The following is a 13,770-nucleotide window of genomic DNA, read 5'->3' as shown; positions in this document are numbered from 1 at the left end:
CGGGCGTACTGCTGGATCTCCAGCACCTTCTCCGGGGTGATGTCCATCTCCTTGGCCAGCTCCTCCGGGGTGGGCTCGCGACCCAGGTCCTGGAGCAGCTCGCGCTGGATGCGGCCGAGCTTGTTGATGACCTCGACCATGTGCACCGGGATGCGGATGGTGCGGGCCTGGTCGGCCATCGCCCGGGTGATCGCCTGGCGGATCCACCAGGTGGCGTAGGTGGAGAACTTGTAGCCCTTGGTGTAGTCGAACTTCTCCACCGCGCGGATCAGGCCCAGGTTGCCCTCCTGGATCAGGTCCAGGAACGCCATGCCCCGGCCGGTGTAGCGCTTGGCCAGCGACACCACCAGGCGGAGGTTCGCCTCCAGCAGGTGGTTCTTGGCGCGCTCGCCGTCCCGGACGATCCAGTGGAGGTCGCGCCGCATCTGCGGGGAGATCTTCAGGCCGTCCTCCTCGACCTGGCGCAGCCGCTCGGTGCCGTAGAGCCCGGCCTCGATCCGCTTGGCGAGGTCGACCTCCTCCTCGGCGTTGAGCAGCGCGACCTTGCCGATCTGCTTGAGGTAGGCGCGGACCGAGTCGGCCGAGGCGGTGAGCTCGGCGTCCTTGCGGGCCTGCCGCAGCGCCTCGGACTCCTCCTCGTCGTCCCACTCGAACTCCGAGCCGCCCTCGGCCTTGTCCTCGGCGTCCTTGTCACCGGGCTGGGCCTCGGCGACGCCGTCCTTGCCGGCCACGATGGTCTCGTCGAGGGTCAGGCCCTCCTTGCCGTCGACGACGGCGACCGTGGTGCCGTCGGAGGACACCGCGGTGAGCACGGCGCCCTCGGGCTGGCCGGGGGAGGGAGAGATCGTGGGCTTGGTGCGCTTGGCAGCCGGCTTGGCGCCCTTGCCCGCGCCGCGGGCGGGCTTGGGGGCCGGCGTGGCGGTGCCCGTGGCCACCGAGGCCGTCGCCTGCGCCGTGGCGCTGGGACGAGCGGGGACCGCCGTACGGCGGTTCGTCGTGCTCGCGGTGACTGCGTCGGGTGCTGACTGATCGGCGGGCACTCAGGTTCCTTCCCGTGCTGCAGTGAGGTGCTCGCGGGCCTCAACGGCCCGAGGGCAGCGCCTGGCGGTGGCCGGCTCGGGCGGGACCGCCGGCGCTCCGACCAGTGAGGTGTTCCACCGGTGACGGGGCGGGGGATGAGGTCCCGACCGGGGGTCGGTCGACGCGGGGCTGCTCCATTGTAGCTACGCCCCGGCGTGTTGGTGTCCACCCGGGAGGTGTCGTCCCCCCGGGCGCGGGGTCACTGGCCGACGCGCTGGGAGGCCGCCAGGGCGGCCCCGACGATGCCGGCGTCGTTGAGCAGGGCCGCGGGCACGACCCGGGTACGGGTGGACAGCAGCGGCACCCACTTGTGCGCCTTCTTGCTCACCCCGCCGCCGACGACGATCAGGTCGGGCCACAGCGACTTCTCCAGGGTGTCCAGGTAGCGGTCCACCCGGGCCGCCCACTGGGGGTAGGACAGGTCCTCGCGTTCCTTGGCGTTGGCCGAGGCGGCCTTCTCCCCGTCCTGGCCGTCGACCTCGATGTGCCCGAACTCGCAGTTGGGCACCAGCGTGCCGTCGATGAACAGCGCGCTGCCGATGCCGGTGCCGAAGGTCAGCATCAGCACCAGGCCGCGCTCGCCCTTCCCGGCGCCGTAGGCCATCTCGGCGAGGCCCGCGGCGTCGGCGTCGTTCAGCGTCTGGACGGTGCCCGGGATCCGGTCGTCCATCAGCGTGGCGACGTCGGTGCCGATCCAGCTGGCGTCCATGTTCGCGGCGGTGAAGGCGACGCCGCTCTTCATGACCCCGGGGTAGGTGACGCCCACCCGTTCGGTCCAGCCGAAGCCCTGCACGATCTCGGCGACGACGTCGCACACCGGGTCCGGCAGTGCCGGCTGTGGTGTCTCGATCCGTACCCGTTCGCCGACCAGCTCACCTCGATCCAGGTCGACGACGCACCCCTTGATGCCACTCCCACCGATGTCCACACCGAAGCCCTGCACGACCACAGGCTAGGGGCGCCCCCTCCCGGTGGCGACACCGAGGCCACCGGGGGCGCCGCCCACCCGGCGGCCGGCCCGCCGGTGCGTCGCGGGGTGCGGCAGCATCGGCGCCGTGCAGACACCCGAGCAGGCCCCTGGGGCGACCCCGTCGTCCGGGCCGGTGGCGGACCCGCTGGTGGACGAGCTGCTGGCGCTGGCCCGGGCCACCGCGGCCGAGGCGGCCGGGCTGGTCGCCGCGGGCCGGGCGACCGCGGCCGACGACGTCCAGCCGAAGAGCAGCCCGGTGGACGTCGTCACCGCGGTGGACCGGGCCTGCGAGGAGCTGGTCGTCCGGCGGCTGCTGGCGGCGCGTCCCGACGACGGCGTGCTGGGGGAGGAGGGCGCCGCGCGGGAGGCCCGGGCGCCCCGCGCCGGTGACGGGACCGGGCGGGTGCGCTGGGTCGTCGACCCGATCGACGGCACCGTCAACTTCCTCTACGGCGTCCCGGCGTACGCCGTGTGCATCGCCGCGGAACTGGACGGCGTCGCGGTGGCCGGGGTGGTGCACAACGCGGCCACCGGTGAGGTGTTCAGCGCCGCCCGCGGTCGGGGGGCGTGGCGGGAGGCGCCCGGAGCGGCGCCGTCCCGGCTGACCGGCCGGGCGCCCACGACGCTGGACCTCGCGCTGGTGGGCACCGGCTTCGGGTACGCCGCCGGGCTGCGCCGCCGGGAGGGGGCGATCGTGGCGGACCTGCTGCCGCTGGTGCGCGACGTGCGCCGCTACGGCTCGGCGGCCCTGGAGATGTGCGAGGTGGCCGCGGGCCGGCTGGACGCCTTCTACGAGCTGGACCTGCACCGGTGGGACCACGCGGCGGCCGCGGTGGTGGTGCGGGAGGCCGGGATGGTGGTCACCGGGCTGCCCGGCCGGCCGGTGGGCGAGCCGATGGTCGTCGCGGCCGGCCCGACGCTGGCCGGCCCGCTGGTGGAACTACTCGACCGGCTCTGCGCCGAGCACCCCTGAGGGAGGACCGTGAGCCCTCATCACGCGCAGGCCCGCGGCCCGACCCTGCACGCGGGCCGGGTGGATGCGGGTCCTCCCTCAGCAGGCCGCTGCGGCGCTCGCCTCGGTCGCCAGCGCGGCGTCGATGTCCTCCGGGGCGGCCACCGCGGTGTAGTCCGGGCCGATGACGACGTCGACCAGGTCGGTGGAGCGGTCGTCCCGGTAGGTGGTCATGCCGGGCAGGTACAGCGCGACGTAGCTGGCGGTGGTGGCGCCCCGGGCGCCGAAGCGCAGCTCGCCGACCCCCTCGGTCTTCCGGTCGGAGGGGTCGTTGGCGGTCTCCTGCACGGTGAAGCCGCGCGACTGCAGCGTCGTGCTCACCGTCTGGGCCAGGCCCGGGGTGTCGGTGTCGTTGTAGACCCGCAGCGTGATCGTGGCCGGGTCCAGCGAGGGCGCGGCCGCGGTGGCCGTGGCGCAGGCGGCGGCCTGCCGGGCGTCGCGCTCGGCCTCGTCCCGGAACACGTTCCACCAGACGCCGAGGGCGATCACGGCCAGCACGAGCAGGACGATGAGCGGCGGCAGCGGGCGACGCCCGCTGGTGGCCCGGGCGGGCGGCCGCTCGGTGGCCTGGGTCATGCGCTCTCCTCGTCGGTGCTCGACCGCAGGCCAGGCGGGTGCCCGGGCCCGGCAGCGAGGTCGCCGCGGAGTCTAGGTGCGCCGGCTGGCATCACAGCGCACCGTCGTCCAGCGCGGCGCGTCCCAGCTCGACGCACGGGTCGATCTTGTCCGCGTAGCCGGCGGTGTCCTTGCCGGCCATCGCGCCGGCCGCCGAGCGGGCCACGATCCCGGCGAGGATGGCGGCGAACTTGAAGTAGGCGAACCCGACGTACCAGGACAGGTGACCCAGGTCGGCGCCGGTGCGCCCGGCGTAGTGCTCGGCGACCTCGGCCCGGGTGGGGAACCCGGGCAGGGCGGTGACCCGGCTCAGCGCGATGCTCTGCTCGTCGCCGGCCTCGGGCCAGTAGACGAACAGCAGGGCCAGGTCGGTGAGCGGGTCGCCGAGGGTGGACATCTCCCAGTCGAGCACCGCCCGCACCCGGCCTGGCGTCTGCGGGTCGAGCAGGCAGTTGTCCATCCGGAAGTCGCCGTGCACGATGCCGGTGCGGCGGGTGGGCGGCACCGTCTCGGCCAGCCGGGCGGCCAGCGCGTCCAGGCCGGGCCGGTCGGTGTCCCGGGTCGCGTCCCACTGGCCGGTCCAGCGGCGCACCTGGCGGGCCAGGAACCCCTCGGGCCGCCCGAAGTCCGCCAGGCCCACCGCGGCCGGGTCGACCTGGTGCAGGGCGGCCAGCGTGTCGACCAGCCCGTCGGCCAGGGCCCGGCGGCCGGCCGGGTCGTCGGCGTAGCCGGGCGGCAGCTGGTCGGTCACGTGCACGCCGACCACCCGCTCCATCAGGTAGAACGGCGCGCCGAGCACGCTCGGGTCGGTCTCCAGGTGCAGCGTGCGCGGCACCGGGACCTCCGTCGGGCCCAGCGCGCTGATCACCCGGTGCTCGCGTCCCATGTCGTGCGCGGTGGCCAGCACGGCGCCGGTCGGCGGGCGGCGCAGGATGATCGCGTCGTCGTCCGGACCGCCCTCGGGGGTGACCACGTAGGTCAGGTTGCTCATGCCGGCGGCGATCAGGTCGACGGTGACCGAACGCCACCGCTCCTCGCCCAGGACCTGCGCCAGGTAGGGCCCCACGACCCCCGGATCAGCACCCACCGTCGTCGCCACGGCGGCAGGGTAACCTCTGGCGCTCGCCCGCCCGCGAGCCGTGCGAGAAGGCCCGGTGACCGGCTCTGCACACGTCTCGCGGACCCGGGCACAAACGGGGTGACAGCGACGTTGGGGGGCCTGCCGGTCCGATCACCGGCGACACGTGGGTGCTGCCGGGTCACGCCCGGAGCCCACGGGGCAGCACCGGCCCGGACGGGTGGTGGGAGCGCGGAGGACGCATCCGACCCCCGCACGGACCAGCCGGCCACCACGGTGGCCGGGCCGCGACGGCGACGTGACGCCGGCGCGGCACGGCGGGCAGCACGCCCGCCCCACGGATCAGCGGGCAGCACGCCCGCGGAGGACTCGAGCGGGCGGACCACGCCCGCAGGACACACGAGAGGGGCTCACCATGGCCACCGATTACGACGCCCCACGACGCAACGAGTCCGACGAGCTCGGCGAGGACTCCCTCGAGGAGCTGAAGGCCCGCCGGGCCGAGGCGCAGTCCTCCTCGGTCGACGTCGACGAGACCGACTTCAACGAGGCGCTGGAGCTGCCGGGCGCGGACCTGTCCAACGAGGAGCTGACCGTCCGGGTGCTGCCGAAGCAGGAGGACGAGTTCACCTGCTCCAGCTGTTTCCTGGTGCACCACCGCACCCGGTTGGCGACCACCAAGAACGGCCAGCCGGTCTGCCGCGACTGCGCCGCCTGATGAAGGACCCCTTCGCCCCCCACGACTCGCAGGCTCGCCGCGGGGCCCTGCGAAGGGGCCGTTCCAGCACCTCACCGGGGGACCGATGACCGAGGAACCGCCACGGACCGGCGCGCTGCGCGACGTCCCACCGCCCCGGCCGGTGACCACCCCGGCGGCGACACCGCCGTCGGACCCGGCCGGCGGCGGCTTCGGCCGCGCCGCCCGGGCGGTGGCCGACGCGGTGGCGGGCCTGCTGGGCCCCGACCCGGCCGGCAGCCCGACCCCGGGGCCGGGGACGGCCGGTCAGGGGCCGGCCGGTGCCGGCCAGGCGGCCGGCGGCCGGTCCACCGGGGCTGCGCTGCGTGAGGTCCTGGTGGCGGTCGCCGGGGCGCTGCGCCCCGGGTCCGGGGGCGGTGCCACGACCGGCAGCACCCCGACCGGCGGGTCGGGCGCCGGGCGCACCGGCTGGGCCGGCAGCGGGGTGTTCGGCGACCTGCTCGCGGCCGCGGCCCCCCGGCTCCCCATCCGGGACGCCGCCCGGCTGCGCGCCGCGTACCCCGGGGCGACCGACGCCGAGATCGCCGACGCGCTGGTGGCCCGGGCCGTGACGCTGACCTCCGGCATCGGGATGGCCACCGGTGGGCTGAGCGCCGCCCAGTGGCTGGCCCCGCCGTCGCTGGTCGCGCTGCCCCTGGAGCTGGGCACCGAGACGGTGCTGGTCGCCGCCGTGGAGGTGGTGCTGCTGGGTGAGCTGCACGAGCTGTACGGCCGTCCGGCGCCCGGCGACGCGGCGCAGCGCGCCGCCGCCTACCTCGCCAGCTGGAGCACCCAGCGGGCGGTCGGCCGGGACGCCCACGGCAGTCGCTTCGCCGGGCTGGCCACCGCCGGGGTCCACGCGCTGCAGCGGCGGGTCACCCGCCGGCTCGTGGGCAACGCCACCACCGCCGCACCGATGCTGCTGGGTGCCGCCCTGGGCGCGCGGAGCAACCGCAAGGGCACCGAGAAGCTCGCCGCTGCCGTGCTGGCCGACCTGCGCACGGCCCTGCCCCACTAACCTCAGGCCGTGCCCGAACCCACCCCGCCGCCCCTGCCGGACGGGCAGCTGGACGTGCCGCTGCTGGTCACCGACCCGCACGGCTGCCCGCCCGCCTACGCCCTGCCCGGTGACGCCGGCGCCGACCTCCGGGTGACCGAGGACGTCGTCCTGGAGCCGTTCCAGCGGGCGCTGGTCGGCACCGGTGTCGCGGTCGCCATCCCGGAGGGCTATGCCGGTTTCGTGCACCCCCGCTCGGGCCTGGCCCACCGGCACGGGCTCAGCCTGGTCAACGCGCCGGGCACCATCGACGCCGGCTACCGCGGCGAGATCAAGGTCAACCTGGTCAACCTGGACCCGCGCGCGCCGCTGCGGCTGCAGCGCGGCGACCGGGTCGCCCAGCTGGTGGTCCAGCCGGTCGTCCGGGCCCGGTTCGTGCCGGTCGACGTGCTGCCGGTGAGCGTGCGGGGCGAGGGTGGGCACGGCTCGACCGGCGGGCACACTGCCGCGACGGGCACCGGCGCCCGTCCGGCCGACCGGACCGAGTGAGAGCCGAGGACGACCAGTGGCCGACACGACTGTGAAGGGGCGGACCTGAGATGCCGTTCGGACGACGGCGCAACAAGATCGACCGGAGCCTGCGCGAGCGCGGCGTCCCACCGGAGCCGCAGCACCGCGAGCGGCCGGTGGCGGAGACCTCGGGCCCCTACGACGCCGCCGACGCCCCGGCGGACGGGGTGACCCGGGTCGACCTGGGCTCGATCCTGCTGCCCGCCGCCGCGGGCATGGAGCTGCGCGTCGACGTCAACGCCCAGCAGAAGGTCGTCGGGGCCAGCCTGCGCCACGGGGACTCGCTGCTGCAGGTGTCCGCCTTCGCGGCCCCCCGGGCCGACGGCATCTGGGACGACGTCCGCGCCGACCTGGCCCGCAGCGCGAAGGGCCAGGGCGGTGCGCTGACGGAGGTGGAGGGCCCGTTCGGCCCGGAGCTGACCGGTCACGTCGTCGCCACGGTGAACCCGGTGGCCGGTGAGGCCGCCTCGCCGCAGGCGGTCCGGCGGGCCACCCGGTTCCTCGGCGTGGACGGGCCGCGGTGGTTCCTGCGCGGCATGATCAGCGGCGCGGCCGCCGAGGACCCGGCTGCCGCCGGCCCGCTGGAGAAGGCGTTCCGGGACATCGTGGTGGTGCGCGGCAGCGACCCGCTGCCGGTGCGCGAGCAGCTGCCGATGACGCTGCCGCCGCAGGCCGCCGAGCAGATCGCCCGCCAGCAGCAGGCCGCGGGCCGCACGCCGCCACCGGCCGGCTGACCCCGTGCCCAGCCCGACCCGGCACGCCTACGGCGCCGACCCCGACCAGTTCCTCGAGCTGACCCTGCCCGGCGGCGACGCCCGGGCGCCGGTCGTGGTGCTGCTGCACGGCGGTTTCTGGCGGGTGGCGTACGGCATCGAGCTGGCCCGCCCGCTGGCCGCGGACCTGGCCCGCCGGGGCCGGGCCGCGGTGGCCGTGGAGTACCGCCGGGTGGGTCGCGGCGGCGGCTGGCCGCACACCCTCGACGACGTCGCGGCCGCGCTGGACGCACTGCCCGACCTGCCCGACGCCGACCGGCTGGACCTGGCCGACGTGGCCGTGGTCGGGCACTCCGCCGGCGGGCACCTGGCGGCCTGGTCCGCCGCGCGGCACCTGCTGCCCGCCGGGGCCCCGGGCGCCGCACCCCGCCAGCGGGTCACCGCGGCGGTGTCCCAGGCAGGGGTGCTGGACCTGGAGCTGGCCGCGGCGCAGGGCATGGGCGACGACGCCGTCCCCGGGCTGCTGGGCGGCCCGCCGGCCGAGCACCCCGGCCGGTACGCGGTGACCAGCCCGGTGCGCCTGCTGCCCACCGGTGTACCGGTGCTGTGCGTGCACCCGACCGGCGACGTCACCGTGCCCCCGGAGCAGAGCGAGCGGTACACCGCCGCGGCCCGCGCCGCCGGGGACGACGCCCAGCTGCAGCTGGTGCCGGGCGACCACCGGGTGGTGATCGACCCGGCCGACCCGTCCTGGCAGGTGGTGGTGGACTGGCTGGACGCGCGCTCCGCTGCCCGCGGTGCCGCAGTACCGTGGGCGCCGTGACCGAGACACGTCCGCGCAGCTGGCTGTCGCGCAAGATCGCCCGGATCACCGCCGACGACCAGACGGTGCTCGCCGAGGAGCTGCAGTCCCACGTGCACAGCGCCGGCAGCGAGCCGGTCAGCCAGTGCCGCCGGGGCCAGGTGGTCACCGTGACCGGTCGGCTCAAGTCGGTCGTCTACACTCCGCGGGAGACGGTGCCGACCCTGGAGGTCGAGCTGTTCGACGGCTCCGGCTCGGTCACCCTGGTGTGGCTCGGCCGCCGCCGCATCCCCGGCATCGAGCCGGGCCGCTCGCTCACCGCCCGCGGCCGCTTCGGCGCCTTCGAGGGCCGACAGGTGATCTACAACCCCTGGTACGAGCTGAGCGCCGGGTGACGGCAGCGGGGGAGCCCTCCCGCGGTGCCCCGGACCGGGACACCGCCGAGCACACCACCACCGACTCGCCGCACCCCGCACCCGACCCGCACCCCGCACCCGACCCGCACCCCGCACCCGACCTGCAGGACGACGCCCGCCCCGGGAAGGCGCCGGCGTTCGACCGGGCGATGGTGCTCGACCAGCTGGGCGGCTGGCGCGGCATGGTCGACGCCTCGCTGCCCACGATCGCGTTCATCGTGGCCAACTCCCTCGGCGAGCTGCGCACCGGCATCTGGGCGGCGGGCATCACCGCGGCGCTGGTGTTCCTGCTGCGGCTGGTGCGCCGGGAGAGCGTGCAGCAGGCGTTCAGCGGCGTCTTCGGGGTGGCGATCGCGGTGTTCATCGCCGCCCGGTCCGGCGAGGCCCGGAACTTCTTCGTGCCCGGGCTGATCCGGAACATCGCCATCGGCGTCGTGCTGCTGGGCTCGACGGTGGTGCGCTGGCCGCTGGTCGGGGTGATCGCCGAGTTCCTGGCGCCCAGCCACCTGGGCACGATGGCCGCGCACTCGACGCCGTCCCTGCGCGGGTTGGCCCGCGGCCGCCGGCCGTCCGCCCCGCCCGCGCCGTCCATGCCGTCGGCGCCGGGGGCCCGCCCCCGGGACGCCGCACCGGAACGGCACTGGCGGCAGGACCGGCGGGTGCTGCGCGCCTACACCTGGCTGACCGTGCTGTGGGCCGGGACGTTCCTGGTGCGCTCGGCGGTCACCGGCTTCTTCTACGTGCGCGACGAGGTCGGCCTGCTGGGCACGTCCAGCCTGCTGCTCGGGCTGCCGGTCACCGGTGCGGCGCTGCTGGTCACGCTCTGGGTCGTCGCCCGCCTGCACCGGCACCGGGCCCCCGACCCGGCCTGACCGGCCCGCGCGCGCCCGGCCGGCGACGCCACCCGGAGCCGGCCGGCCCCGTCCGCACCGACGGCCCGCTCCTGATCACCTGGGGCCGAACTCGGGGGTGGCAGTGGACGTCCACCGGTCGTGTCACCGGGAGGTGACGCTTCCCCGGGTACCGGTCCGGCGGTGGAGTCCACCGGTCGTGTCACCGGGAGGTGACGCTTCCCCGGGCACCGGTCCGGCAGTGGAGTCCACCGGTCGTGTCACCGGGGGGTGACGCTCCCCCGGTGACACCGGTCCGGCGGACCGCGCGGGCCACGGCGCGCTCGGGACGTGCCGCAGGGCCCGGTCGGGTCCGTCGGCGGCGGGACGCGGGGTGCTCAGGTGCGGGGGGCCCGGCCCTCCGCGCACAGCACCCGCTGCAGCTCCTCCTCGACCTCGCCGTGGGTGATGAACAGCAGCTCGTCACCGGCCTCGAGCGGCTCGTCGGGAGAGGGGGTGATCACCCGCTCGCCCCGCAGGATGGTGGTCAGCACCGTCTCCCGCGGCAGGGGAACCTCGCGCAGCGGGCGGCCGACCCACGGGGTGTCCTCGGCGAGGGTGATCTCCACCAGGTTCGCCGCGCCCCGGCGGAAGCTCATCAGCCGCACGACGTCCCCGACGGTGACGGCCTCCTCGACGAGGGCGGCCAGCACCCGAGGGGTGGACACCGCGACGTCGACACCCCAGGCCTCGGTGTACAGCCACTCGTTGCGCGGGTCCTTCACCCGGGCCACCACGCGGCTCACCGCGAACTCGGTCTTGGCCAGCAGCGAGACCACCAGGTTGGCCTTGTCGTCACCGGTCGCGGCGATCACCACGTCGCAGGTGGACAGCTGGGCCTCCTCCAGCGAGGCCACCTCGCAGGCGTCGGCCTGCACCCACTCGGCACCGGGCACCGCGCGGGTGCGCACCTTCTGGCCGTTCTTCTCGATCAGCATGACCGAGTGCCCGTTGCCCAGCAGCTCCCCGGCGATGGAGCGGCCGACGGCGCCGGCCCCCACGATGGCCACGCGCATCAGTGCTGCCCTCCGCTCACCATGACCTGGTGCACGGTGGCGGCGACCTCGTCGCTGGCGGCCATGACCAGGTGGTCACCGGTCTGCAGCACGGTGCTCGGTTTGGGCAGCAGGGCGTCGCCGAAGCGCACCAGCCAGGCGGCGCGGGCGCCGGTGGCGCCCTCCAGCTCGGTCAGCGGCCGGCCCACCCACGGGTCGGTCACCGTGACCCGCATGAGCAGCAGCTGCCCGGTCGGCTCGCGCCAGATCTCGCTCACCTTCTCCGACAGCAGCTCGCGCATCAGCCGGTTCACCGTCCACGGCACGGTGGCGACGCTGGGGATGCCCATCCGCTCGTAGACCTCGGCCCGCTTGGAGTCGTAGATCCGGGCGACGACGTGCTCCACGCCGAAGGTCTCCCGGGCCACCCGGGCGCTGATGATGTTGGAGTTGTCGCCGCTGCTCACCGCGGCGAACGCACCGGCGCTGTCGATCCCGGCGTCCAGCAGGACCTGCCGGTCGAAGCCCAGGCCGGTCACCTGCCGGCCGTTGAACTCCGGCCCCAGGCGGCGGAACGCCTCGGCGTTCTGGTCGATGACGGCGACGCTGTGCCCGACCTCCTCCAGCCGCAGCGCGATGGCAGAGCCCACCCGGCCACAGCCCATGACGACCACGTGCACGACGTCCTCCAGGGGGGTGCGGCGGTCCGGACGTCGGCCGTCCGGACGTACAGCGGGTCAACGTACCCGGGGCCGGCGCGCCGGGCCGGACGGCGTCCGCCGGCGGGGTCCGTGCCGCCGGCCACATCGGCGGGTCGACACCGGACGGCGCCCGTACCATCGCCGGGTGCCCTCCCTGTCCGACCTCGGACAACTGCCCAAACGACTCGTGCTCGGCCGGCCCGTCCGCAGCGACCGGGTCGGTGAGTCCCTGCTGCCCAAGCGGCTGGCGCTGCCGATCTTCGCCAGCGACCCGTTGAGCTCGGTGGCCTACGCCACGCAGGAGATCCTCATCGTGCTGACCCTCGCCGGGTCGGCGTTCCTCTACCTGGCGCCGTGGCTGGCCGCCTGCGTCGTCGTGCTGCTCACGGTGGTGGTGCTGTCCTACCGCCAGGTCGTGCACGCCTACCCGTCCGGCGGCGGTGACTACGAGGTGGCGTCCAAGAACTTCGGCCAGTTCGCCTCGCTGGTGGTGGCCAGCGCGCTGCTCACCGACTACGTGCTGACCGTGGCCGTGTCGGTCAGCTCGGGCACCGACAACATCATCTCGGCCTTCCCCAGCCTGGACGAGTACCGCGTGCCCATCGCCGTCGGGTTGGTCTGCCTGCTGGTCGCGGCGAACCTGCGCGGGCTGCGCGAGTCGGGCAAGACGTTCGCGCTGCCCACCTACCTGTTCATCTCCAGCATCCTGCTGATGATCGGCACCGGGCTGTTCCGGGAGTTCTTCACCGATTCCCCGCCGGTGGCCGAGAGTGCCGGCTACACGCTGCAGGCCGAGCCCGGCTACACGCAGCTGGCCGGGCTGGCGCTGGTCTTCTTCGTCCTGCGCGCGTTCTCCTCCGGCTGCACGGCGCTGACCGGGGTCGAGGCCATCGCCAACGGCGTGCCGGCCTTCCGGCCGCCGAAGAGCCGCAACGCCGCCACCACGCTGGCCCTCATGGGCGGCATCGCGGCCACGATGTTCATCGGGGTCACCGCCCTCGCGCTGCTCTCCGACGTCAAGTACACCGAGAACACCTGCGACCTGATCGGGTTCGTCGACTGCGAGACCGAGCCGCAGCGCACCGTCATCGCCCAGGTGGCCAGCGCCGTCTTCGGCGGGGACACCTCGTTCGGCTTCTACCTCATCCAGGCGGCCACCGCGCTGGTGCTGATCCTGGCCGCGAACACCGCGTTCAACGGCTTCCCGCTGCTGGGGTCGGTGCTGGCGCAGGACAGGTTCCTGCCCCGGCAGCTGCACACCCGCGGGGACAAGCTGGTCTACAGCAACGGCATCCTGCTGCTGGCCGGGTTCGCCATCCTGCTGCTGGTGGTGTTCGAGGCCGACTCCACGCACCTGATCCAGATGTACATCATCGGGGTGTTCACCAGCTTCTCCATCGGCCAGTGGGGCATGGTGCGGCACTGGAACCGCGAGCTGCGCACCGCCGGGCCCGCCGAGCGCAGCCGCATGCTGCGCTCCCGGGTGATCAACACCGTGGGCGGCACGCTGACCACGTTCGTGCTGGTCATCGTGGTGGTCACCAAGTTCGCCACCGGCGCCTGGCTGGTGATCGTGGCGATGCCGATCATCTTCGCGCTCATGCGGGCGATCAACCGGCACTACGCCAACGTGTCCGAGCAGCTCACCCCCGACAGCGACGCCCGCACGCTGCCCAGCAAGGTGCACGCCGTCGTCCTGGTGTCCAAGGTGCACAAGCCGACGCTGCGGGCCCTCGCCTTCGCCCGGGCCACCCGCCCGGACGTGCTCACCGCGCTCACCGTCAACGTCGACGACGCCGACACCCGGGCGCTGCAGGCCGACTGGGACCGCTACGACATCCCGGTGTCGCTGACCGTCCTGGAGTCGCCGTATCGGGAGATCACCCGGCCGGTGGTCGAGTACGTGCGGGACATCCGCCGGTCCAGCCCGCGCGAGCTGGTCATCGTCTTCGTGCCGCAGTACGTGGTCGGGCACTGGTGGGAGAACGTGCTGCACAACCAGAGCGCGCTGCGGCTGCGCACCCGGCTGCAGTTCCAGCCCGGCGTCATGATCACCAGCGTCCCGTGGCAGCTGGAGAGCTCGGTCGGCCGGGAGGAGGTGCACGGTCCCGCGGTCGGCGACCTGCGCCGCGGCCTCACCACCGACGCGCTCGACCCGGAGCCGGCCGACCTCACGGTCCGCTCGGATGTCTAGG

The 13,770-nt window shown here is 74.8% G+C and carries 15 protein-coding genes; 9 read left to right on the top strand and 6 right to left on the bottom strand.

Annotated features, from left to right (window positions below; genetic code table 11):
* Positions 1-935: RNA polymerase sigma factor (locus G1H19_RS10950; RefSeq protein WP_204282671.1), on the bottom strand; the 935-nt coding region annotated here is incomplete at its 3' end.
* Between the two features lie 344 nt (positions 936-1,279).
* Complete coding sequence (gene ppgK / locus G1H19_RS10945) at positions 1,280-2,023, bottom strand: polyphosphate--glucose phosphotransferase (RefSeq protein ID WP_162392301.1); 744 nt, start codon at positions 2,021-2,023, stop codon at positions 1,280-1,282.
* Positions 2,024-2,135: 112 nt separating this feature from the next.
* Here ppgK and G1H19_RS10940 point away from each other — a divergent pair, with 112 nt between their 5' ends.
* Positions 2,136-3,023 carry an inositol monophosphatase family protein gene (locus G1H19_RS10940; protein ID WP_235927910.1) on the top strand — a complete coding sequence of 296 codons (888 nt, stop codon included), beginning with the start codon at positions 2,136-2,138 and terminating at the stop codon, positions 3,021-3,023.
* Positions 3,024-3,101: 78 nt separating this feature from the next.
* Here G1H19_RS10940 and G1H19_RS10935 read toward each other — a convergent pair whose 3' ends face one another.
* Positions 3,102-3,638 carry a LytR C-terminal domain-containing protein gene (locus tag G1H19_RS10935; RefSeq protein ID WP_152727502.1) on the bottom strand — a complete coding sequence of 179 codons (537 nt, stop codon included), beginning with the start codon at positions 3,636-3,638 and terminating at the stop codon, positions 3,102-3,104.
* Between the two features lie 91 nt (positions 3,639-3,729).
* Positions 3,730-4,776, bottom strand: a complete 1,047-nt coding sequence (locus G1H19_RS10930; protein ID WP_162392300.1) for a phosphotransferase family protein — start codon at positions 4,774-4,776, stop codon at positions 3,730-3,732.
* Positions 4,777-5,170: 394 nt separating this feature from the next.
* Between G1H19_RS10930 and G1H19_RS10925 the strand changes: the two genes are divergently transcribed.
* The 7 genes from G1H19_RS10925 (at position 5,171) to G1H19_RS10895 (ending at position 9,861) form a co-directional block, all read left to right on the top strand.
* Complete coding sequence (locus G1H19_RS10925; protein WP_152727503.1) at positions 5,171-5,473, top strand: DUF4193 domain-containing protein; 303 nt, start codon at positions 5,171-5,173, stop codon at positions 5,471-5,473.
* Positions 5,474-5,558: 85 nt separating this feature from the next.
* On the top strand, positions 5,559-6,509 hold the full coding sequence (locus G1H19_RS10920; protein ID WP_152727504.1) for a hypothetical protein: 951 nt from the start codon (positions 5,559-5,561) through the stop codon (positions 6,507-6,509).
* A 9-nt stretch (positions 6,510-6,518) separates the two neighbouring features.
* Positions 6,519-7,037 (top strand): dUTP diphosphatase, encoded by a 519-nt coding sequence (gene dut, locus G1H19_RS10915; protein ID WP_235927908.1) that lies wholly within the window; start codon positions 6,519-6,521, stop codon positions 7,035-7,037.
* Between the two features lie 50 nt (positions 7,038-7,087).
* On the top strand, positions 7,088-7,792 hold the full coding sequence (locus tag G1H19_RS10910) for a DUF3710 domain-containing protein (RefSeq protein WP_152727505.1): 705 nt from the start codon (positions 7,088-7,090) through the stop codon (positions 7,790-7,792).
* A gap of 4 nt (positions 7,793-7,796) precedes the next feature.
* Positions 7,797-8,594 carry an alpha/beta hydrolase family protein gene (locus G1H19_RS10905; RefSeq protein ID WP_162392299.1) on the top strand — a complete coding sequence of 266 codons (798 nt, stop codon included), beginning with the start codon at positions 7,797-7,799 and terminating at the stop codon, positions 8,592-8,594.
* A complete protein-coding gene (locus G1H19_RS10900) occupies positions 8,591-8,968 on the top strand; it encodes an OB-fold nucleic acid binding domain-containing protein (protein WP_162392298.1) in 378 nt (125 codons plus the stop codon). Before G1H19_RS10905 ends, G1H19_RS10900 begins: the two co-directional genes overlap by 4 nt.
* Positions 8,965-9,861, top strand: a complete 897-nt coding sequence (locus G1H19_RS10895; RefSeq protein WP_235927907.1) for a DUF3159 domain-containing protein — start codon at positions 8,965-8,967, stop codon at positions 9,859-9,861. Before G1H19_RS10900 ends, G1H19_RS10895 begins: the two co-directional genes overlap by 4 nt.
* Before the next feature lie 356 nt (positions 9,862-10,217).
* Here the strand turns inward: G1H19_RS10895 and G1H19_RS10890 are convergent, their stop codons facing one another.
* Together G1H19_RS10890 and G1H19_RS10885 are read right to left on the bottom strand one after the other, a co-directional pair.
* On the bottom strand, positions 10,218-10,895 hold the full coding sequence (locus G1H19_RS10890; protein ID WP_152727506.1) for a potassium channel family protein: 678 nt from the start codon (positions 10,893-10,895) through the stop codon (positions 10,218-10,220).
* Positions 10,895-11,554 (bottom strand): potassium channel family protein, encoded by a 660-nt coding sequence (locus tag G1H19_RS10885; RefSeq protein WP_162392297.1) that lies wholly within the window; start codon positions 11,552-11,554, stop codon positions 10,895-10,897. The genes G1H19_RS10890 and G1H19_RS10885 overlap by 1 nt, the downstream gene beginning before the upstream one ends.
* Before the next feature lie 166 nt (positions 11,555-11,720).
* Here G1H19_RS10885 and G1H19_RS10880 point away from each other — a divergent pair, with 166 nt between their 5' ends.
* Entirely contained in the window at positions 11,721-13,769 is a 2,049-nt protein-coding gene (locus tag G1H19_RS10880; protein WP_162392296.1) for an APC family permease, read from the top strand.
* Position 13,770 lies beyond the last annotated feature (1 nt).

The organism is Goekera deserti (assembly GCF_010685995.1).
In the GTDB taxonomy this organism is placed as follows: Bacteria; Actinomycetota; Actinomycetes; order Mycobacteriales; family Geodermatophilaceae; genus Goekera; species Goekera deserti.
Note: the sequence above shows the minus strand (reverse complement) of the source record. Positions and strands in the feature narration are given on the sequence as shown.

Bases quoted from the DNA above. Each gene is read 5' to 3' on its own strand.
- G1H19_RS10925 (WP_152727503.1), top strand. From the start codon at position 5,171: ATGGCCACCGATTACGACGCCCCACGACGCAACGAGTCCGACGAGCTC.
- G1H19_RS10890 (WP_152727506.1), bottom strand. From the start codon at position 10,895: ATGCGCGTGGCCATCGTGGGGGCCGGCGCCGTCGGCCGCTCCATCGCC.
- G1H19_RS10935 (WP_152727502.1), bottom strand. From the start codon at position 3,638: ATGACCCAGGCCACCGAGCGGCCGCCCGCCCGGGCCACCAGCGGGCGT.
- G1H19_RS10910 (WP_152727505.1), top strand. From the start codon at position 7,088: ATGCCGTTCGGACGACGGCGCAACAAGATCGACCGGAGCCTGCGCGAG.
- G1H19_RS10920 (WP_152727504.1), top strand. From the start codon at position 5,559: ATGACCGAGGAACCGCCACGGACCGGCGCGCTGCGCGACGTCCCACCG.